The organism is Pseudomonas sp. UW4, from assembly GCF_000316175.1.
Taxonomy (GTDB): domain Bacteria; phylum Pseudomonadota; class Gammaproteobacteria; order Pseudomonadales; family Pseudomonadaceae; genus Aquipseudomonas; species Aquipseudomonas laurylsulfatiphila.
On record NC_019670.1, the window covers coordinates 5,738,796 to 5,759,067 of the forward strand.

Consider the following 20,272-nt stretch of genomic DNA (forward strand, 5'->3'; position numbering starts at 1 on the left):
CAGATTGCATTCGCGGGCAAGCCCGCTCCCACAGGGTCAAGTGCAGCCTTTAGAAATCCTTGCACAACCGCAGCGCGTCATAGATCGCCGCGTGCACGTTACGCTGGGCCACGCAGTCGCCGATGCGGAACAGCAGGTAGCCGTCGCCGCTTTGTTCCAGGCAAGGTTGCGGCTTGATCGCGAACAAGGCTTCGACATCGATCTGGCCTTTGTTGCGCGAGCCTTCCTTCAGCGCGTAGTAGATTTCTTCGTCCGGACGCACGCCGTTTTCCACGACCACCTGGTCGACCACCCGCTCCTCTTTGGCGCCGGTGTATTCGTTTTCCAGTACCGCTACGAGCTTGTCGCCTTCGCGGTAGACCTTCTCCAGCATCATGTCGCCGGTCATGATCACTTCTTTCGGGTACATGCTGCGGTAGTAAGTCGGGAACGATGTACCCCCGATGGCGACGCCCGGCTTGATGTCGTCGGTGACGATCTCGACCTGGCTGCCCTTGTCGGCGATGAAGTCAGCGGTCGACATGCCGGTGAATTCGCAAATGGTGTCGTAGACCAGCACGTTCTTGCCCGGTGCAACCTTGCCGTCGAGGATGTCCCAGCTGCTGACCACCAGGCCTTCAGCTGCGCCCCAGTGTTCGTTCTGCTCGATGAACGGATGACCGCCGACGGCCAGCACCACCACGTCCGGACGCAGGTCCATGATGGTTGGCGCGTCAGCCGCGGTACCCAGGCGCAGGTCGACTTTCAACCGCGCCAGTTCCAGTTGATACCAGCGGGTGATACCGGCGATCTGGTCCCGTTGCGGGGCTTTCGATGCGGTGGTGATCTGCCCGCCGATGAATTCCTTTTTCTCGAACAGGGTCACGTCGTGGCCACGCTCGGCGGCCACGCGGGCGGCCTCCATCCCGGCAGGACCGGCGCCGACCACCACCACCTTGCGTTTCACGCCAGTGGTTTTTTCGATGATGTGCGGCAGGCCCATGTATTCACGAGAAGTAGCAGCGTTCTGAATGCACAGTACATCCAGGCCCTGATACTGACGGTCGATGCAGTAGTTGGCACCGACGCATTGTTTAATCTGGTCGATCTGGCCCATCTTGATCTTGGCGATCAGGTGCGGGTCGGCGATGTGCGCGCGGGTCATGCCGACCATGTCGACGTAACCGCCTTCCAGGATACGCGTGGCCTGGTTCGGGTCCTTGATGTTCTGCGCGTGCAGCACCGGAACCTTGACCACTTCCTTGATGCCGGCAGCCAGATGCAGGAACGGCTCCGGCGGATAACTCATGTTCGGAATCACGTTGGCCAGGGTGTTGTGGGTGTCGCAACCCGAACCGACGACGCCGATGAAGTCGAGCATGCCGGTGTCGTCGTAATACTTGGCGATCTGCTTCATGTCTTCGTGGGACAGACCATCGGGGTGGAACTCGTCACCACAGATGCGCATGCCCACGCAGAAATCGTCACCGACCTCGGCGCGTACGGCTTTCAAGACTTCCAGACCGAACTTCATCCGGCCTTCGAAGGTGCCGCCCCATTCGTCGGTACGCTTGTTGACCCGCGGGCTCCAGAACTGGTCGATCATGTGCTGATGCACCGCCGACAATTCAACACCGTCCAGGCCACCGGCCTTGGCGCGGCGGGCCGCTTGAGCGTAGTTACCGATCACCCGCCAGATTTCTTCCGGCTCGATGGTTTTGCAAGTGGCACGGTGCACCGGCTCGCGCACACCCGACGGCGACATCAGCGTCGGCCAGTTGAAGCCGTCCCAACGCGAGCGACGGCCCATGTGGGTAATCTGGATCATGATCTTGGCGCCGTGCTTATGCATGGCATCGGCCAGATTCTGGAAGTGCGGAATAATGCGGTCGGTGGACAGGTTCACCGAGCTCCACCATTCCTGCGGGCTGTCGATGGCCACCACGGACGAACCGCCGCAAATCGCCAGGCCGATCCCGCCCTTGGCTTTCTCTTCGTAGTACTTGACGTACCGATCGGTGGTCATGCCGCCGTCGGTGGCATAAACCTCGGCGTGCGCGGTGCTGAGCACGCGGTTACGGATGGTCAGTTTGCCGATCTGGATCGGCTGGAACATTGCTTCGAAAGCCATGGCGGGTTCCTCGACTTACAACGGCTTGACGATGAACAAGCCGTCTTCGTGGCCCTCTTCGGAGCCACCGTAGACTTGCTCGGCCACGGTGCGGATCTTGCTGCCGCGAGCGGCGAGGATCTGGTCCATCGCGCCGGCAAACCAGCCAGTGAACATGTAGTCGACCTTGCGCCCGACCTTGCCGTACACATAGACGAACGCCGAGTGCTCGAGCTTGACGCTGGCGGTGCCTTTGTCGAGGTCGATGTCCTGGATCTTGAACAGGCCCCAGCCGCGCTGCGACAGACGCTTCATGTAGTGCTCGAACACCGCGACACCTTCCAGACCATGGCATTCGGCTTCTTTTTCACACCAGTGCCAGGCGGACTTGTAGCCGGCCTTGTAGAGAATTTCGGCATAGGCTTCAGCGCCCAGCACTTCCTCGATGCCCATGTGGTTGTTGACGAAGAAATGACGTGGCACGTACAGCATCGGCAGGGCGTCGGACGTCCAGACACCGGTCTCGCTGTCGACTTCGATTGGCAATTGCGGGGCGATCTTGGCCATGGAAACTTAACTCCAGAAAAATTTTTGTGTTGCCCCCGGCGCGGGCGGCCGGGGGAAAGGATTCAGAGGTGCAGTGGCTTACTCGCCCCAAACGTCCTTGAGGACGTTCACCCAGTTTTCGCCCATGATCTTGCGTACCACTCGCTCGGAGTGGCCGCGCTTGAGCAGGGTCTCGGTCAGGTTCGGGAACTCGCCCACGGTGCGGATGCCCAGCGGGTTGATGATCTTGCCGAAGCTGGTCAGGCGGCGGGCGTAGCCCTTGTCGTGGGTCAGGTATTCGAAGAAGTCCTGGCCATGGCCCTGGGTGAAGTCGGTACCGATGCCGATGGCGTCTTCGCCGACTATGTTCATCACGTACTCGATGGCTTCGGCGTAGTCGTCGATGGTCGAGTCGATACCCTTGGCGAGGAATGGCGCGAACATGGTGACGCCGACAAAGCCGCCGTGGTCGGCAATGAACTTGAGTTCTTCATCGGACTTGTTGCGCGGGTGCTCCTTGAGCCCCGACGGCAGGCAGTGGGAGTAGCAGACCGGCTTTTTCGACTCGAGGATGACTTCTTCGGAAGTCTTGGAGCCGACGTGGGACAGGTCGCACATCACGCCAACGCGGTTCATCTCGGCGACGATTTCGCGACCGAAGCCCGACAGGCCGCCATCACGTTCGTAGCAACCGGTGCCCACCAGGTTCTGGGTGTTGTAGCACATCTGCACGATGCCGACGCCGAGCTGCTTGAACACCTCGACATAGCCGATCTGGTCTTCATAGGCATGGGCGTTCTGGAAGCCGAAGAGGATGCCGGTCTTGCCCTGCTCCTTGGCCTTGCGGATGTCGGCAGTGGTACGCACCGGCATCACCAGGTCGCTGTTCTCGCGGATCAGCTTCTGGCTCGCGGCAATGTTGTTGACGGTAGCCTGAAAGCCCTCCCACACCGACACGGTGCAGTTGGCTGCGGTCAAACCGCCCTTGCGCATGTCTTCGAACAGTTCACGGTTCCACTTGGCAATAATCAGCCCGTCGATAACGATGCTGTCGGCGTGCAATTCGGCTGGGCTCATCAGGCTGTCCCCTTATTAGCGATTCATGCGCCGAATCGTCTGCCGGCGCTTTGGGGCCAGCATATGCCTCGGTGCCTCGGCGACCGGGTGCAAAAACGACAGGGGGTTTGCCGAAAGCGTCAATCCGCGACAAAGGGTCGTCTCCTGGCCCAATCAGCGACCTGTTCAAGGCCCTCGGCTTGGGCCAGAATTCGCCGCATCACTGAAATAGAGCGGCGACCTGAATGAAATCCATCCTTCTGGCTTTGGCATTGATTGCGACCGGCGTACACGCAGCGCAGGAGTCCGACGACAACCCGTGCGATAAAGTCGAAAACGACGTCCAGACCCTCGAGTGCTCGGCCTTCAGCAAAACCAGCGCCGAAGACCTGCTCAAGGAAAACCTCCAAGGCCTGAGCGACCGCATGCAGTCGCAATACGGCAAAAACCCGTCGCAACTGGCCGACATCACCGCCAAGCTCAAGGCCGCCCAACAGCAATGGCTGAAGACCCGGGATGCCGACTGCGCCGTCGAAGCCTTCCCGGCCACCGGTGGCAGCAAGGCGTTCACCATTGCCCAGAACGATTGCATTGCGCGGATGAGTGATGAACGGTCGGAGTTTTTGGAGTCGATTGGGCAGGAATAGTCCTGAATATTCCGGTGAAAGCTGGAACTGCGTCCAGCTTTCAACAGCACTTTCCCTACTTCCTACAACACGCTCTGACCCCGCCTACACGTATTACCTGGAAGCCCCCAATCTGTGGGCTTTTCACGCAACATACTGACAATTGCTGTTGATTGCGCACCTGAAAAATATAAGTAAATATTCGCAAATCTTATAAAAGACTTATATTCTTCCATGAACAGCATCCACTGGACTCGAAAGGCCGTTAAGCAACTCTTGAGATTGCATTCCGTTCACCAGATTCAGGTTCGTGATGCCATCACGGCGCTGGCAGACATGCCCGATGTAGGCAATGTCAAAGCACTGGTCGGTCATGACTACGCTTATCGGCTGCGTGTCGGTAATTACCGGGTTATGTTCGACTGGGATGGCGCGATCAAAGTGGTCAGTATTCAAGAGGTCAAAAAACGCGATGAACGCACCTACTGACATCCAAATCATCAACGACGCCGAAGGCAATCCAGCCTTTGTTGTCATTCCCTATGCACAATACGTGGCACAGAAAATCGAGCCCGATTTGATCCCTCACGAGGTGGTGAGCCGCATTGTCGATGGCGCTACCCCAATCCGCGCCTGGCGCGAACACTTGAACCTTACCCAGGATGAAGTGGCCAAACGAATGGGTGTATCCCAGCCGGCATTTGCCCAACAGGAAACGGTCGCCAAGCCTCGCAAGGCCACCCGCGAAAAGATCGCCGCGGCGTTTGGTATCACCGCCACTCAACTTGAGCTGTAAGCTGCACGCTTCAGCCAGTAAAGGGATTCAACATGAAAGTCTGCGGCATCGAAATCAAAGGCAGCGAAGCGATCATCGCCGTGGCCACGCTGGACGGTCAGGCGCTGAGCCATGTCGCGCTCGCCACCAAGAAAATTGCCCTGGACGATGACGATGAAGCCGCCAATGTCAAAGTGTTTGCCGCGCAAGTTGCCTCGTTTGTCCGGGAGAACTCCATCGACCGCATCGCGATCAAGAAACGCAGCAAGAAAGGTGAATTCGCTGGAGGGCCGACCACGTTCAAGATCGAAGGGGTTTTCCAGTTATTGGAGAATTGCGAGGTGACGCTGCTGTCTCCGCAGACCATTACGGCGCAGTGCAAGAAATTCAATGTCGAACTATCGGATACGCTGAACAAATATCAGCATGAGGCTTACAAGGCGGCGTGTTCGGCGTTGTTGAAGAAGTAAGGCTTTCTACCTGTCAAAACCGAACACTGTGGGAGCGGACTTGCCCGCGAAAGCGGTGTACCTGTCAACATCCATATTGAAAGTGCCAGCCTCATCGCGGGCAAGCCCGCTCCCACAGGTTTCTCGGGTGTTTATGCCTGCGCGGTGCGCCGATCCTCCCGCGGACAACGCTCATATTTCGCCCGATAACTACGGGTGAAATACGACGGCGACTCGAACCCGCAGGCAATGCTCACCTCCAGCACACTCATGTCCGTCTGCCGCAGCAACTGCCGCGCTTTTTCCAACCGTAACCGCAGATAGAAATTGCTCGGCGTGTCGTTCAGGTGCAACCGAAACAACCGCTCCAACTGCCGCCGCGTCACCTTGATCGATTCCGCCAGTTCCAGCGTACTCAGCGGCGGTTCGCTGTGTTGTTCCATCTCACCGATCACCTGCACCAGCTTTTTGTTGCTGATGCCGTAGCGCGTGGCGACTTCCATGCGTTGGTGATCTTTGCGCGGGCGGATGCGGCCGAGCACGAATTGTTCGCTGACCTGGATCGCCAGTTCCGGGCCGTGGGCCTGGGCGATCAGATCCAGCATTAAATCGATGGAGGCCGTGCCGCCAGCAGAAGTGATGCGCCGGCGGTCGATCTCGAACAATTCCTGGGTAACGCTGAGCTGTGGATAAGACTCCTTGAAGGCGTCGATGGCTTCCCAGTGCAGGGTCAGGCGATGGCCGTCGAGCAAACCGGCTTCGGCGAGGATGAAACTGCCGGTGTCGATGGCGCCAAGGGTCACGCCTTCGTTGTCCAGTCGGCGCAACCAATGCTCAAGCGCCGGGGTGGCGAATTTCAGAGGTTCGAAGCCAGCAACCACCAACAAGGTCGCGCCTTTCTTCAGCGGCTCTAGCGCCGCATCGGCGTTGACCGACATACCGTTGCTGGCCAGCACTGCCCCGCCGTCCGCGCTCAACACATGCCAGCGATAGAGCTCGCCACGAAAGCGATTGGCAACCCGCAACGGCTCGATGGCCGAGATAAATCCGATGGCCGAGAAACCCGGCATCAACAAGAAATAGAAATCCTGGGACATGGAGCGCACTCGCTTAGCAGGTAACAAGAGGCCAGGTAACGAGAGGGCGGGCAGCGTAGGGATGTTGATACGCCAGTTGCTGGCGGCTTTCAAGAGCACAGGTCGCTGCAGTGCAAGAGCTGGTCGCCGCAGTGCGCTTTCATCGGTGCTTTGCTGCGTAACTTGGCATCACCGGCGCATCAGACACCGGAACTCACAATAAACGAACTGCCGAGGAACCTGAGAATGAAACGACTGATCAGCAGCTGTGTTCTTGCACTCAGTGGTACCGCGTTACTGAGCGCCAGTGCCATGGCCGCCGAACCCGCCGCGTGCCAGAACGTGCGCATGGGTGTAGTGAACTGGACCGACGTGATCGCCACCAGTGCCATGGCCCAGGTATTGCTCGATGGCCTCGGCTACAGCACCAAACAAACCAGCGCCTCCCAGCAAATCATCTTCGCCGGGATCCGCGACCAGCGTCTGGATCTGTTCCTCGGGTACTGGAACCCGCTGATGACCCAGACCCTCACCCCGTTCGTCGAGGCCAAGCAGGTCAAGGTGCTTGATGCGCCAAGCCTGCAAGACGCCCGCGCGACCCTCGCCGTGCCGACCTATCTCGCCGACAAGGGCCTGAAAACCTTCGCTGACATCGCCAAATTCGAAAAAGAACTGGGCGGCAAGATCTACGGCATCGAGCCTGGCTCGGGCGCCAACACCCAGATCAAGGCGATGATCTCCAAGAACCAGTTCGGCCTCGGCAAGTTCCAGCTGGTCGAGTCCAGCGAAGCCGGCATGCTCGCCGCGGTGGATCGCGCCGTGCGTCGCAACGAAGCCGTGGTGTTCTTCGGCTGGGCGCCGCACCCGATGAACGTCAACGTGAACATGACCTACCTCACCGGCAGCGAAGACGCCCTCGGCCCGAACGAAGGCAAGGCCACCGTGTGGACCGTCACCGCACCGACCTACGCCCAGCAATGCCCGAACATCGGTCGCCTGCTGAGCAATCTGACGTTCACCGCCGAAGACGAGAGCCGGATGATGCAGCCACTGCTGGATCACAAGGACGCTTTCGAGTCGGCCAAACAATGGCTCAAGGATCACCCGCAGGACAAAAAACGCTGGCTTGAAGGCGTCACCACCTTCGATGGCAAACCGGCCGCTGAAAACCTGCAACTGACCAGTAAATAAACCCGAACCCACCACCGTCTCGCAGCCCCAAGGGGCTGTGAACGGGATCACCACGCCTGGCCAAAACCAAAAACTCGCCTGTAAGGAACCGCCAAATGAACCACGACGTCATCATCACCTGCGCACTCACCGGTGCTGGCGACACGACCAGCAAGAGCCCACACGTGCCGGTCACCCCAAAACAGATCGCGGCTGCCGCCGTGGAAGCCGCCAAGGCCGGTGCCACCGTGGTTCACTGCCATGTGCGCGACCCGCAAACCGGCAAGTTCAGCCGTGATGTGGCGCTGTATCGCGAGGTGATGGAGCGTATCCGCGAGGCGGACGTGGACATCATCGTCAACCTCACTGCCGGCATGGGCGGCGACCTGGAAATCGGTGCCGGCGAAAATCCAATGGAGTTCGGCCCGAACACCGATCTGGTCGGCCCGCTGACTCGTCTGGCCCATGTCGAAGAACTGCTGCCGGAAATCTGCACCCTCGATTGCGGCACCCTGAACTTCGGCGACGGCGACACCATTTACGTTTCTACCCCGGCCCAGCTGCGCGCTGGCGCCAAACGCATTCAAGAGCTGGGCGTGAAGGCCGAGCTGGAAATCTTCGACACCGGTCACCTGTGGTTCGCCAAGCAGATGATCAAGGAAGGCCTGCTCGACAACCCGTTGTTCCAGCTGTGCCTGGGCATCCCGTGGGGTGCGCCGGCGGACACCACCACCATGAAAGCCATGGTCGACAATCTGCCGGCCGACGCGGTCTGGGCCGGCTTCGGTATCGGTCGCATGCAGATGCCGATGGCGGCGCAAGCAGTGTTGCTCGGCGGCAACGTGCGGGTAGGGCTGGAGGACAACCTGTGGCTGGACAAGGGTGTGCTGGCGACCAACGGCCAACTGGTCGAACGCGCCACGGAAATCCTCAGCCGCCTCGGTGCCCGCGTGCTCACCCCGGCTGAAGGCCGGGCAAAAATGGGCCTGACCAAGCGCGGTTAATTCACAACAACTTTCCCCCTGTGGGAGCGAGCCTGCTCGCGAAGGCGGCATGACTGACGCAAGAGATCTGTCGGATGTACCGGCCTCTTCGCGAGCAGGCTCGCTCCCACAGTTTTTTTCGAGCCAAATTCAGGAAGTCACCATGACCTTCATCACCGAGATCAAAACCTTCGCCGCCCTGGGCAGCGGTGTCATCGGCAGCGGTTGGGTATCCCGCGCCCTCGCCCATGGCCTCGATGTAGTGGCCTGGGACCCGGCACCAGGCGCTGAAGCAGCCCTGCGCAAACGCGTCGCCAACGCCTGGGGTGCATTGGAGAAACAAGGCCTGGCGCCGGGTGCATCGCAGGATCGCCTGCGCTTTGTCGCAACCATCGAAGAATGCGTTCGCGACGCTGACTTCATCCAGGAAAGCGCCCCGGAACGCCTTGAACTGAAACTGGACCTGCACAGCAAAATCAGCGCGGCAGCCAAGCCCAATGCTTTGATCGGCTCCAGCACCTCCGGTCTGTTGCCGAGCGAGTTCTACGAGAGTGCCACGCACCCGGAGCGCTGCGTGGTCGGTCACCCGTTCAACCCGGTTTACCTGCTACCACTGGTCGAAGTCGTCGGCGGTAAAAATACCGCGCCCGAAGCCGTGCAAGCGGCGATGAAAGTCTATGAATCCCTGGGGATGCGCCCGTTGCACGTGCGCAAGGAAGTGCCGGGGTTCATCGCCGACCGCCTGCTCGAAGCGCTGTGGCGTGAGGCTCTGCACCTGGTCAACGACGGCGTGGCGACTACCGGTGAAATCGACGATGCGATCCGCTTTGGCGCGGGCCTGCGCTGGTCGTTCATGGGCACCTTCCTGACCTACACCCTGGCCGGTGGTGATGCCGGCATGCGTCACTTCATGGCGCAGTTCGGCCCGGCGCTGCAGTTGCCGTGGACTTACCTGCCGGCACCGGAACTGACCGACAAGCTGATCGACGACGTGGTCGAGGGCACCAGCGATCAACTGGGTAAACACAGCATTTCAGCGCTGGAGCGCTATCGTGATGACTGCCTGCTGGCAGTGCTCGAGGCGGTGAAGACCACCAAAGAGAAGCATGGGATGGCCTTCAGCGAGTAAGCCCAGGCTGTGGGGCCAGCAGCATTGGCCCCATCGCGAGCAAGCTCGCTCCCACAGGGGATCTGCTGAGTGACATAGATTGTATTCACACTGCAAATCACTGTGGGAGCGAGCTTGCTCGCGATAGCGGCAGTCCAGTCACCACACAAATTGGATCAGAAACCATGCCCACCCTCACCACCTACCAAACCACCATCATCCCCGACTGGGTCGACTACAACGGCCACCTGCGCGACGCCTATTACCTGCTGATTTTCAGCTACGCCACCGATGCCCTGATGGATCGCCTGGGCCTGGACAGCGACAGCCGGGAAGCCAGCGGCAACTCGCTATTCACTCTCGAACTGCACCTCAACTACCTGCACGAAGTGAAACTCGACGCCCAAGTCGAAGTGCACACCCAAATCATTGCCCACGACAGCAAACGCCTGCACCTCTATCACAGCCTGCATCTGGTCGGTGATGCCCAGGAGCTTGCAGGCAACGAACAGATGCTGCTGCACGTGGATCTCGCCGGACCCCGTTCGGCCCCGTTCAGCGAACAATCCTTGAATCGGCTGCAAGCCATCGTCGCCGAACAGGTGGACCTGCCAACGCCCGGGTACATTGGCCGAGTGATCGCATTACCCCCAAAAAAATAACAAGGAGATCGCCATGAACACCGCCGCTGCATTTGCCGACTTTCGTACCTATCCGTTGATCAGCGCGCTGACTGGCGTGCAGACACTGGCGGACCGGGTTCTGGTGAAGTGGGCCGACGATCGCGTCAGCCCTTTCCACCATCAATGGCTGCGGGATAACTGCCCGTGCCCGCAGTGCGTCTACACCGTGACCCGCGAGCAAGTGCTGGAAATCGTCGATGTGGCTCAAGACCTGATGCCTGACGCCGTACACATTGACAGCGAAGGTTGCCTGTCGGTGGATTGGCAGGATGGCCACGCCAGCCGCTTCGATCCCGGCTGGTTGCGCGCCCACGCCTATGACGATGAATCCCGCGCCGAACGCCTGGCACACAAGCCCAAAGCCAGGCTCTGGCACAGCGATTTGCAGTTGCCGGTGTTCGACTATCAAGCACTGATGAACGACCCGCAGGCGTTGCTGCAATGGCTGCTGGCGGTTCGCGATGTCGGCCTGACCCAGGTTCGTGGCGTGCCCACCGAGACCGGCTCTCTGAAGCTGATCGCGCAACGGATTTCCTTCATCCGCGAGAGCAATTTCGGCGTGCTGTTCAACGTGCAATCCAAAGCCGACGCCGACAGCAACGCCTACACCGCTTTCAACCTGCCGCTGCACAGTGATTTGCCGACCCGAGAGCTGCAACCGGGGCTGCAATTCCTGCATTGCCTGGTCAATGACGCCGAGGGTGGCGAAAGTATTTTTGTCGACGGGTTTGCCATCGCCGATGCGCTGCGTCGCGAAGACCCGGAGTCATTCAAAAGCCTTTGCGAAATCCCCGTAGAGTTTCGCAACAAAGACCGCCACAGCGACTACCGCTGCCTCGCGCCGATCATTGCCCTGGACACGTTGGGGCAGGTATCGGAAATCCGCATGGCGAACTTTCTGCGCGGCCCGTTCGACACTTCGGTGGAACAGATGCCCAAGCTCTATCACGCCTACCGGCGCTTTATCGCGATGACACGCGAACCCCGGTTTCGCTTGATGCAGCGGCTCAATCCCGGTGAGCTGTGGTGCTTCGACAACCGCCGCACCCTGCACGCCCGCAACGCCTTCGACCCCGCCACCGGGGCGCGGCACTTCCAGGGCTGCTATGTCGACCGGGATGAGTTGTTGTCGCGGATTCTGGTGTTGCAACGCTAGACCGCGTCATCGTTCTTCGCGAGCAAGCCCGCTCCCACATTCGACCGCATTCCCCTGATGGGACTCGGTCAACTGTGGGAGCGGGCTTGCTCGCGAAAGCGGTCTATTAATCGACACAAAACCCACTGATTCACAGACAAAAAAAGCCCCGATCAAGCCGTGACAGGATCGAGGCAGAGGGTACTGTTGAGGAGCTGCCGTGCGAGGGTGACCAAACCTTCGTGAAGCGAGCTGAGCCCAGTGTGCCCACTCCTCCGAACGGCAAGTTAGTCGAAAACGACCTGTTCATAGCCATTGCGGCCATTGCGACAATTCGCCCTTGCCGCTACTGCGTGGCCCTACCAGAATCGAGCCACGACACCGTTCCCTGAAGAAGGATTGCGTCATGATGCACGCCGATTTGATAGACCAGGAAGACCTGTTGGGCCAGCTCAAGTCGTTGGGATTCGAGGTGCCCACCGGCGCCACCGCCGAGCAGGCCTGTGAGTGTGCGGTACGGGGTTTGAACGATGTACGGGCGATGACACTGCGGACCATGGTCAAGCAGATGTACACCAGCAGCGCGACCATCCTGCCGGCGGTACGCCAGGCGATCGACAAGCAGTTGTTGCCGGCATTGGCGGAGTATCAGCAGAGCCACACAGGCCGATAAAAAGACTTCGCGGGCAAGCCCGCTCCCACAGGGCTTTGTGTCGAGCACAAAGTTAATGCTCTGACACAAAACCTGTGGGAGCGGGCTTGCCCGCGAATGAAGGCGCCTCGGTTTAAAGCCTTACACTGGCAAACGTCGACTCATTACGCGCCTGGCTCAACGCCGACAACGGCCCGGACAACGGCGACAGCACCAAGGCTTGCGGCAACGGCATCATCGCCACTTGCTGGGTAGTGTTGGAGCCTACGCGCTCGTCACGCGGCGGAATGCCGAAGTACTCGCGGTAGCACTTGGAGAAGTGCGGCGTGGACACGAAACCGCACACCGACGCCACTTCGATGATCGACATCGGCGTTTGCTTGAGCAGTTGCCGGGCGCGGATCAGGCGCAGCTTCAGGTAGTAACGCGACGGCGAGCAGTGCAGGTATTTCTGGAACAGGCGCTCGAGCTGACGACGGGATACCGCGACATAGACGGCCAGTTCGTCGAGATCGATTGGCTCTTCGAGGTTGGCCTCCATCAGCGCAACGATTTCCTGCAGTTTTGGCTGATTCGTGCCGAGCATGTGCTTGAGCGGCACACGCTGGTGATCCTGCTCGTTGCGGATGCGCTCGTAGACGAACATTTCCGAAATGGCCGCCGACAGTTCACGGCCGTGATCGCGGCTGATCAGGTGCAGCATCATGTCCAGCGGCGCGGTGCCGCCGGAGCTGGTGAAACGGTTACGGTCGAGGGTGAACAGGCGGGTGCTCATGGCCACCCGCGGGAAAGCTTCCTGCATGGCTGCCAGGCATTCCCAGTGCACACTGCAATCGAAGCCATCGAGCAGGCCGGCGCAGGCCAGGGCCCAGCTGCCGGTGCACACCGCGCCGAGGCGACGGGACTGGCGGGCCTGGCTTTGCAGCCAGGACACGTGCTCACGGGTCACAGTGCGCTGGATGCCGATACCGCCGCACACGATGACGGTGTCCATTGGCGGGGCTTTGTGCATGGAGGCGTCGGGGGTGATCTGCAGGCCGTCACTGGCCCAGACCTGGCCGCCATCGACGGTGAGGGTCGTCCACCGATACAGCTCGCGACCGGACAACTGGTTGGCCATGCGCAGGGGTTCCACTGCGGAGGCCAGGGAAATCAGCGTGAAATTGTCCAGCAGCAGAAAGCCGATGGATTGAGGCGCACGGTTCTGGGGTTGGGCCCCGGAGTTGAACGTCGTCATCGCGGTATCTCCTCACACAAAGCGGGTGATGGCCTCAGGCGGAGGCTCTTTTTATTGCCGGCGTTCTCGCGTGGGAGACGGGCTTTGTAATGACAGAGCAATTGCCATGCCTAAATTTGAATGCGCGTTCAATAACTCCTAAAAACGACGTCGGAATGTGTCTATATATGTCTTGCAAGACGTGGGGATTTAAATGGCCATCAGGACTGGCAAGCGCCCCGGCTCACGAGCGGTGAGCAATTCGGTAGCACTTGTGGGAACAGGGCTGCGAGCCGCTGTAAAAGAGTGTCACCGCAGGCACGGGTGACGGGTGGTCAGAGCTCTGGATAAGACCCGACCGCCGGTGACACGGATTATCTGTTAGCGACGCGCCAAAAGGTGGCGCGTTTTACATCGGGTGTTCACTTAGCGCGCAGTTTTGACTGGTCTTGATAACAAACGCCCCCCCCCTGCACCGAAGCGTTTTATTTAACTTCGCAACCGCTACTGCGACGATCAGGAACGTCTCAACATTCTTGCTACCTGATCTGAGGCCGCCTCCAACCGTTCTTTAAAAGCTTGGAGCTCCTTCACCCCAACCGCATCCGCATCCGCATCTGGTAGATCAGCCATCGCTTTTCGAAAAGAAAGGTGAATGTCCAACAAATGCTGGATAGTCAAAGAAGAGACCGAAACGCCACCTGAAAAAGACTCAATTAAAGCAAGATCATCGCTCAGCCGAGTATTGCCATTACCCAGGCAATCGGGCTCTGCAATGCGAAATCCGTTCATATGGGCGTTCCGAAACACCTGCCCCGTGCTTGCCTCAACACTTGCGCTACCCAACGCAGTAAATGCACCGAACAACTCATCGCGAGTTCGGGTTCTAGAGGCGTTTGCGTCAAGCTCACTGGGAATCAACTGGCGGACAGCCTTGAGTTCCATACGCAATGATGACTTAGCAGTGTCACTCGCTGGCAGCTTGCCAACGATTAGTTCGATATCCTGCGCAGAAATGATCTCCCTCCCGGCAATGACGATCCCTACATCGTTGAGACTATTCAGTACATCAGCAACAGCTGCGGCAGTTAACCCACCCCTGAACTCAAGATGATAATGGGCCTGCATGCGACCATTTTCCGCAAAAGGAACCCCCAGAGTATGGTAGCGATCATAATCGTCAGGGTTACTCTGACGCGGAAGATTGCGGTCCTCATGAATCAATCCATCGCCGATCAAATGATTCTCGTGAATTGTAATTGACGGAAATTCTGCGTCTTTCCTGGCCAAAATTTGATTCAGAGCCATTACCGTAGAGATCACAGCACGCCCAACCTCACGCTTCTCCTCTTGGCTGAGCGCCCCAGTGGCAAAATCCCTCGAAGCAATCAAGTTCAGCAAGCCTCGTTTAGCATGCACTTCAACGCTATGAATCAACGCCGCTGGAGAGCAATCGTGCTTTACCCATGCCGACTTGCTGCTACTGGCAAGATGAAGCGAACCCGGATTGTTTTCTGCCAAAACCAACTGTTTGTGTACCAACGTCGTTTTTGCGTGAAAGCCAGGATCCAACAGGACACCACTAAGATTCGGAGCGGAACCGGATAGTGTTTTCGTTAGCATAGAAACCCTCGAAGACAGGAAATCGAGCCCAGCATTCTAGAGAACGCTACTGTTGCAAATGACTTACACCTGTATCCAAGTAATTCTTACGTTACCCTCAACACTCCACCGCACTAACCGCCAACCCGCCCCGCGATGTCTCCTTGTATTTGTCATGCATGTCGGCACCGGTATCGCGCATGGTGCGGATTACCCGATCCAGCGAAATAAAGTGCTGGCCATCGCCGCGCAACGCCATCTGCGCAGCGTTGATCGCCTTCACTGCTGCAATCGCGTTGCGCTCGATGCACGGCACCTGGACCAGTCCACCCACCGGGTCGCAGGTCAGGCCGAGGTTGTGTTCCAGACCGATTTCCGCCGCGTTGCACAGTTGCTCTGGCGTGGCGCCAAGGATTTCCGCCAGCCCGGCGGCCGCCATGGCGCAGGCCGAACCGACTTCGCCCTGACAACCGACTTCGGCACCGGAGATCGAGGCGTTCTTCTTGCACAGGATGCCCACCGCCGCCGCACCGAGGAAGTAGTCGACGACATTGGCGTCGGTCACAGCCTCACTGAACTTCATGAAGTAGTGCAGCACGGCCGGAATGATCCCCGCCGCGCCGTTGGTCGGTGCCGTGACCATGCGCCCGCCGGCGGCGTTTTCTTCGTTGACCGCCAGGGCGAACAGGTTGACCCATTCCATGGCGCTCAAGGTCGAGCCAATCACGTTGGGTTTGTTCAGCTCCTGCAGGCTGCGATGCAGCTTCGCCGCGCGGCGGCGCACGTTCAGTCCGCCGGGCAGGATGCCTTCGTGTTTCAGGCCCTGTTCGACGCAATCCTGCATGGCGCGCCAGAGCTTCATCAGACCGCTGCGGATTTCCTCTTCGCTGCGCCAGACTTTCTCGTTGGCCATCATTAATTCAGCCACGCGCAGGTTGTGCTTCTTGCACAGCTGCAACAGCTCAGCGGCGCTGGAAAAGTCATAAGGAAGTACGGTGCGATCCAGATCCACGACACCGCTGGAAGCTTGCGCCTCATCGACGACAAAACCGCCGCCGACCGAATAGTAGGTGTCGCGATGCAATTCACCGTCATCGCCTTCGACAATCAGGGTCATGGCGTTGGGGTGGAACGGCAGGTTTTCGTCGATCAGGCGCATGTCCCGAGCCCAGACGAACGGCACCGACAGGCGACCGTCGAGCAACAGCGTGTGGGTTTCGCGCAGTGCCTGGATACGGATGCCGATTTGCGACGGATCGATCGCATCCGGCCACTCGCCCATCAGGCCCATGATCACCGCGTTGTCGCTGCCGTGGCCGATGCCGGTGGCCGACAACGAGCCAAACAGCTGGACTTCGACACGCCGCACCTGTTCCAGCAGACCCCGCTCGCGCAAGCCCTGCACAAACAACGCCGCTGCCCGCATGGGCCCCACGGTGTGCGAACTGGAAGGGCCGATGCCGATTTTGAACAGGTCGAAAACACTGATAGCCATGACTGCCGAACTCCTGAATGGGCCCACTGCGCACGCCAAAGCGCAGGGTGACGGAGCTGCTACGCTCAAGCTGCAATCCGCCGAGATGGCCGCATCATCAAGCTTTTATCCAGTTGTTCGACGTCTCTAACCGACGCACTCATGCCCACCAGCGCCGCGTGTCTTTTACGCCGTGTTTTCGCCGTTTTTTTGCGGTTCAGAGGGGAAAAAAGAGCTGAAAAAATCTGTAAACGACGTCACCGACACTGGATGCGACCATCCCTGTACTGGATACGACGCACCCTGTAGGCGTCAGATTTTCACTGGTACATGATCGTATCGACTCGATTGCAAGGCGCCGTGGTAGAGCTGTCTCCAGAACGCCATCCAACCGCAACCTATAAGTGCGGTGGTCCAGTCGGAACACTGCCAAAAAAAACACCAAGGAGTCCATCCATGAAAGGTTCCCCGTCGTTGTTGTTGGCCGCCATGCTTAGTCTGCCGGTTCTGGCGCAAGCCGCAGAACCGGCGCAGTGCAGTACCGTAAACTTCTCCGATGTCGGCTGGACCGACATCACCGCGACAACCGCGACGACCAGCGTCGTGCTCAACGCCCTCGGCTACAAGACCAAGACCACCATGATTTCCGTGCCCGTGACCTACAAGTCGCTGGCCGATGGCAAGAACATGGACGTGTTCCTGGGGAACTGGATGCCGACCATGGAAAACGACATCAAGGCCTACCGCGATGCCGGCACCGTGGAAACCGTGCGTACCAACCTCAAGGGTGCCAAGTACACCCTCGCCGTCCCTCAAGCGCTGTACGACAAGGGGCTGCATGACTTCGCCGACATCGCCAAATTCAAGAAAGAGCTCGACGGCAAGATCTACGGCATCGAGCCTGGCAACGATGGCAACCGCCTGATCCAGTCGATGATCGACAAGAACGCCTTCGGCCTCAAGGACGCGGGTTTCAAGGTCGTCGAGTCCAGCGAAGCCGGCATGCTGTCGCAGGTCGACCGCGCGCAGAAACGCGACACCGCCGTGGTCTTCCTCGGCTGGGCGCCGCACCCGATGAACAAGCGTTTCAAGATTCAATACCTGACCGGCGGCGACGATTTCTTTGGCCCCGACTTTGGCGCCGCCACCGTGGCGACCAACACCCGCAAGGGCTACGCCGAGGAATGCAGCAACGTCGGTCAGTTGCTGAAAAACCTGGAGTTCACGGTCGACATGGAAAGCGAACTGATGGGCAACATCCTGGACGACAAGATGAAGCCTGACGCGGCCGCCAAGGCCTGGCTGAAAAAGAATCCACAGGTGCTCGATACCTGGCTCGCTGGCGTGACCACCATTGACGGTAAACCGGGCCTGGAGGCCGTGAAAGCCAAACTGACGCCTTGAATTAGGGAGCATCGCTTATGCCGGACGGCCCACGCCGTCCGGGCTGTTTATTTCCTTGCATGCGGACGTTCACTACCATGCTGATTGATCAGAAAATACCTCTAGGCCAGTACATCTCGGGCTTCGTTGAATGGTTGACGCAACACGGCGCCAACACCTTCGACGCAATCGCCGTGACACTGGAAACGATGATCCACGGCGTGACATTTGCGCTGACCTGGTTCAACCCGCTGGCGCTGATCGGCCTGATCGCTCTACTGGCACACTTCATTCAACGCAAATGGGGCCTGACCGCGTTTGTCGTTGCCTCCTTTCTGCTGATCCTCAATCTGGGGTACTGGCAGGAAACCATGGAAACCCTCGCCCAGGTGTTGTTCGCCACCCTGGTCTGCGTGCTCATTGGCGTGCCCCTGGGCATCGTCGCCGCGCACAAGCCGATGTTCTATACTGTAATGCGTCCGGTACTCGATCTGATGCAGACCGTACCGACCTTCGTGTACCTCATTCCTACCCTGACCCTCTTCGGTCTGGGTGTGGTCCCGGGCCTGATTTCGACGGTGGTGTTCGCGATTGCCGCGCCCATCCGCCTGACCTACCTGGGTATCCGCGATGTTCCGGAAGAACTGATGGACGCCGGCAAGGCCTTTGGCTGCTCCCGGCGTCAGCTGCTCTCGCGAATCGAACTGCCCCACGCCATGCCAAGCATCGCGGCAGGCATCACCCAGTGCATCATGCTGTCTCTTTCGATGGTGGTGATCGCGGCACTGGTGGGCGCCGATGGTTTGGGCAAACCGGTGGTCAACGCACTGAACACTGCTGATATCGCCCTGGGCTTCGAAGCAGGCCTGGCGATCGTACTGCTGGCGATCATGCTCGACCGTATCTGCAAACAACCCGACGCCAAGGTAGGGGGTGACGCATGAGCATTATTCGCTTCGATAACGTTGACGTTATCTTCTCCAAAGATCCACGCGAGGCGCTCAAGCTGCTGGATCAGGGCATGACCCGCAACGAGATCCTGAAAAAGACCGGGCAGATCGTCGGTGTTGAAAAAGCCAGCCTGGATATCGAAAAAGGTGAAATCTGTGTACTGATGGGCTTGTCCGGCTCCGGCAAGTCCAGCCTGCTGCGCTGCATCAACGGCCTGAACACCGTCAGCCGCGGCAAGTTGTTCGTCGAACACGAAGGCAAGCAGATCGACATCGCCTCCTGCAGCCCGGCCGAACTGAAAATGATGCGCACCAAACGCATCGCGATGGTGTTCCAGAAGTTTGCCCTGATGCCTTGGCTGACCGTTCGCGAGAACATCAGCTTCGGCCTGGAAATGCAGGGTCGGCCCGAGAAGGAACGACGCAAACTGGTGGACGACAAGCTTGAGCTGGTGGGCCTGACCCAGTGGCGTAACAAGAAACCCAACGAGCTGTCCGGTGGTATGCAACAACGTGTGGGCCTGGCCCGTGCCCTGGCGATGGACGCCGACATCCTGCTGATGGACGAACCGTTCTCGGCACTCGACCCGCTGATCCGCCAGGGTCTGCAGGACGAACTGCTGGAACTGCAACGCAAGCTGAGCAAGACCATCGTGTTCGTAAGTCACGACCTCGACGAAGCCCTGAAACTGGGCTCCCGTATCGCGATCATGAAAGACGGCCGGATCATCCAGTACAGCAAACCGGAAGAAATCGTCCTCAACCCGGCGGACGACTACGTGCGGACCTTCGTGGCCCACACCAACCCGCTGAACGTACTGTGCGGCCGCAGCCTGATGCGTACCCTGGACAACTGCAAACGCATCAACGGTTCGGTGTGCCTGGATCCAGGCGGTGATTCTTGGCTGGATCTGGCTGAAGGCAACACCATCAAGGGCGCTCGCCAGAACGGGTCTGCGCTGGACTTGCAGAACTGGATACCGGGTCAGGCCGTTGAAGGCCTGGGTCGTCGACCAACCCTGGTGGACTCGAACATCGGCATGCGCGATGCGCTGCAGATTCGTTATCAGACCGGCAACAAGCTGGTGCTGCATGACAACAACAAGGTGGTGGGGATTCTGGGCGACAGCGAGCTGTATCACGCACTGCTCGGCAAGAACCTGGGGTAAGGCAACAGATGCAAAAACGCCGCGAGAGAATCGCGGCGTTTTTGTTTATGGGGTATCGGGTAATGCAGCGTTGATGCTGATGCCCCCTTCGCGGGCGACCCCGCTCCCATATGTACGGTGAACAACCTGT

20 protein-coding genes are annotated in these 20,272 nt (G+C 59.1%); 13 read left to right on the plus strand and 7 right to left on the minus strand.

From position 1 onward, the window contains the following. Positions 1–49: 49 nt before the first annotated feature. The 3 genes from dgcA to PPUTUW4_RS25530 form a co-directional block, all read right to left on the minus strand. Entirely contained in the window at positions 50–2,110 is a 2,061-nt protein-coding gene (gene dgcA / locus PPUTUW4_RS25520) for a dimethylglycine demethylation protein DgcA (RefSeq protein ID WP_007975506.1), read from the minus strand. 15 nt (positions 2,111–2,125) lie between these two features. Beyond that, a complete protein-coding gene (locus PPUTUW4_RS25525; RefSeq protein WP_007975505.1) occupies positions 2,126–2,656 on the minus strand; it encodes a DUF5943 domain-containing protein in 531 nt (176 codons plus the stop codon). 78 nt (positions 2,657–2,734) lie between these two features. Continuing rightward, positions 2,735–3,712 carry a dipeptidase gene (locus tag PPUTUW4_RS25530; RefSeq protein ID WP_015097138.1) on the minus strand — a complete coding sequence of 326 codons (978 nt, stop codon included), beginning with the start codon at positions 3,710–3,712 and terminating at the stop codon, positions 2,735–2,737. 224 nt (positions 3,713–3,936) lie between these two features. On the opposite strand from PPUTUW4_RS25530, the gene PPUTUW4_RS25535 reads away from it, so the two are divergent. The 4 genes from PPUTUW4_RS25535 to PPUTUW4_RS25550 all read left to right on the plus strand — a co-directional run bounded on the left by PPUTUW4_RS25535 (position 3,937) and on the right by PPUTUW4_RS25550 (position 5,562). Then, a complete protein-coding gene (locus tag PPUTUW4_RS25535; protein ID WP_015097139.1) occupies positions 3,937–4,338 on the plus strand; it encodes a lysozyme inhibitor LprI family protein in 402 nt (133 codons plus the stop codon). 213 nt (positions 4,339–4,551) lie between these two features. Further along, positions 4,552–4,806 (plus strand): type II toxin-antitoxin system RelE/ParE family toxin, encoded by a 255-nt coding sequence (locus PPUTUW4_RS25540; RefSeq protein WP_015097140.1) that lies wholly within the window; start codon positions 4,552–4,554, stop codon positions 4,804–4,806. Next, positions 4,790–5,113, plus strand: a complete 324-nt coding sequence (locus PPUTUW4_RS25545; protein WP_015097141.1) for a helix-turn-helix transcriptional regulator — start codon at positions 4,790–4,792, stop codon at positions 5,111–5,113. The genes PPUTUW4_RS25540 and PPUTUW4_RS25545 overlap by 17 nt, the downstream gene beginning before the upstream one ends. A 32-nt stretch (positions 5,114–5,145) precedes the next feature. Continuing rightward, complete coding sequence (locus PPUTUW4_RS25550; RefSeq protein WP_015097142.1) at positions 5,146–5,562, plus strand: DUF3010 family protein; 417 nt, start codon at positions 5,146–5,148, stop codon at positions 5,560–5,562. Positions 5,563–5,693: 131 nt separating this feature from the next. On the opposite strand, the gene PPUTUW4_RS25555 is transcribed toward PPUTUW4_RS25550, so the two are convergent. Beyond that, positions 5,694–6,638, minus strand: coding sequence for a GlxA family transcriptional regulator (locus PPUTUW4_RS25555; RefSeq protein WP_015097143.1), 945 nt, complete (start codon positions 6,636–6,638; stop codon positions 5,694–5,696). Between the two features lie 225 nt (positions 6,639–6,863). Here PPUTUW4_RS25555 and choX point away from each other — a divergent pair, with 225 nt between their 5' ends. The 6 genes from choX to PPUTUW4_RS25585 all read left to right on the plus strand — a co-directional run bounded on the left by choX (position 6,864) and on the right by PPUTUW4_RS25585 (position 12,369). Continuing rightward, positions 6,864–7,808 carry a choline ABC transporter substrate-binding protein gene (choX, locus tag PPUTUW4_RS25560; protein WP_015097144.1) on the plus strand — a complete coding sequence of 315 codons (945 nt, stop codon included), beginning with the start codon at positions 6,864–6,866 and terminating at the stop codon, positions 7,806–7,808. A 95-nt stretch (positions 7,809–7,903) separates the two neighbouring features. After that, on the plus strand, positions 7,904–8,791 hold the full coding sequence (locus PPUTUW4_RS25565; protein WP_007985953.1) for a 3-keto-5-aminohexanoate cleavage protein: 888 nt from the start codon (positions 7,904–7,906) through the stop codon (positions 8,789–8,791). 142 nt (positions 8,792–8,933) lie between these two features. Further along, positions 8,934–9,899 carry an L-carnitine dehydrogenase gene (locus PPUTUW4_RS25570; protein ID WP_015097145.1) on the plus strand — a complete coding sequence of 322 codons (966 nt, stop codon included), beginning with the start codon at positions 8,934–8,936 and terminating at the stop codon, positions 9,897–9,899. Between the two features lie 164 nt (positions 9,900–10,063). Then, positions 10,064–10,540 (plus strand): thioesterase family protein, encoded by a 477-nt coding sequence (locus PPUTUW4_RS25575; RefSeq protein WP_015097146.1) that lies wholly within the window; start codon positions 10,064–10,066, stop codon positions 10,538–10,540. A 13-nt stretch (positions 10,541–10,553) separates the two neighbouring features. Continuing rightward, positions 10,554–11,717 carry a gamma-butyrobetaine dioxygenase gene (locus PPUTUW4_RS25580; protein ID WP_015097147.1) on the plus strand — a complete coding sequence of 388 codons (1,164 nt, stop codon included), beginning with the start codon at positions 10,554–10,556 and terminating at the stop codon, positions 11,715–11,717. Positions 11,718–12,102: 385 nt separating this feature from the next. Continuing rightward, a complete protein-coding gene (locus PPUTUW4_RS25585; RefSeq protein ID WP_007995656.1) occupies positions 12,103–12,369 on the plus strand; it encodes a hypothetical protein in 267 nt (88 codons plus the stop codon). Between the two features lie 112 nt (positions 12,370–12,481). Here the strand turns inward: PPUTUW4_RS25585 and PPUTUW4_RS25590 are convergent, their stop codons facing one another. The 3 genes from PPUTUW4_RS25590 to PPUTUW4_RS25600 all read right to left on the minus strand — a co-directional run bounded on the left by PPUTUW4_RS25590 (position 12,482) and on the right by PPUTUW4_RS25600 (position 16,661). Then, positions 12,482–13,585, minus strand: coding sequence for a GlxA family transcriptional regulator (locus PPUTUW4_RS25590; protein ID WP_007975492.1), 1,104 nt, complete (start codon positions 13,583–13,585; stop codon positions 12,482–12,484). A 495-nt stretch (positions 13,586–14,080) separates the two neighbouring features. Then, a complete protein-coding gene (locus PPUTUW4_RS25595; protein WP_144443143.1) occupies positions 14,081–15,136 on the minus strand; it encodes a hypothetical protein in 1,056 nt (351 codons plus the stop codon). Positions 15,137–15,284: 148 nt separating this feature from the next. Then, the gene (locus PPUTUW4_RS25600) at positions 15,285–16,661 is read right to left on the minus strand and encodes an L-serine ammonia-lyase (RefSeq protein WP_007995657.1); all 1,377 of its coding nucleotides are present in this window, start codon (positions 16,659–16,661) and stop codon (positions 15,285–15,287) included. A 435-nt stretch (positions 16,662–17,096) separates the two neighbouring features. Here PPUTUW4_RS25600 and PPUTUW4_RS25605 point away from each other — a divergent pair, with 435 nt between their 5' ends. The 3 genes from PPUTUW4_RS25605 (at position 17,097) to choV (ending at position 20,142) form a co-directional block, all read left to right on the plus strand. Then, positions 17,097–18,044, plus strand: a complete 948-nt coding sequence (locus PPUTUW4_RS25605) for a choline ABC transporter substrate-binding protein (protein WP_015097149.1) — start codon at positions 17,097–17,099, stop codon at positions 18,042–18,044. A 77-nt stretch (positions 18,045–18,121) separates the two neighbouring features. Further along, on the plus strand, positions 18,122–18,967 hold the full coding sequence (gene choW, locus PPUTUW4_RS25610; protein WP_041474967.1) for a choline ABC transporter permease subunit: 846 nt from the start codon (positions 18,122–18,124) through the stop codon (positions 18,965–18,967). Next, complete coding sequence (gene choV, locus PPUTUW4_RS25615; protein ID WP_015097151.1) at positions 18,964–20,142, plus strand: choline ABC transporter ATP-binding protein; 1,179 nt, start codon at positions 18,964–18,966, stop codon at positions 20,140–20,142. The genes choW and choV overlap by 4 nt, the downstream gene beginning before the upstream one ends. The last annotated feature ends 130 nt before the right edge of the window (positions 20,143–20,272 follow it).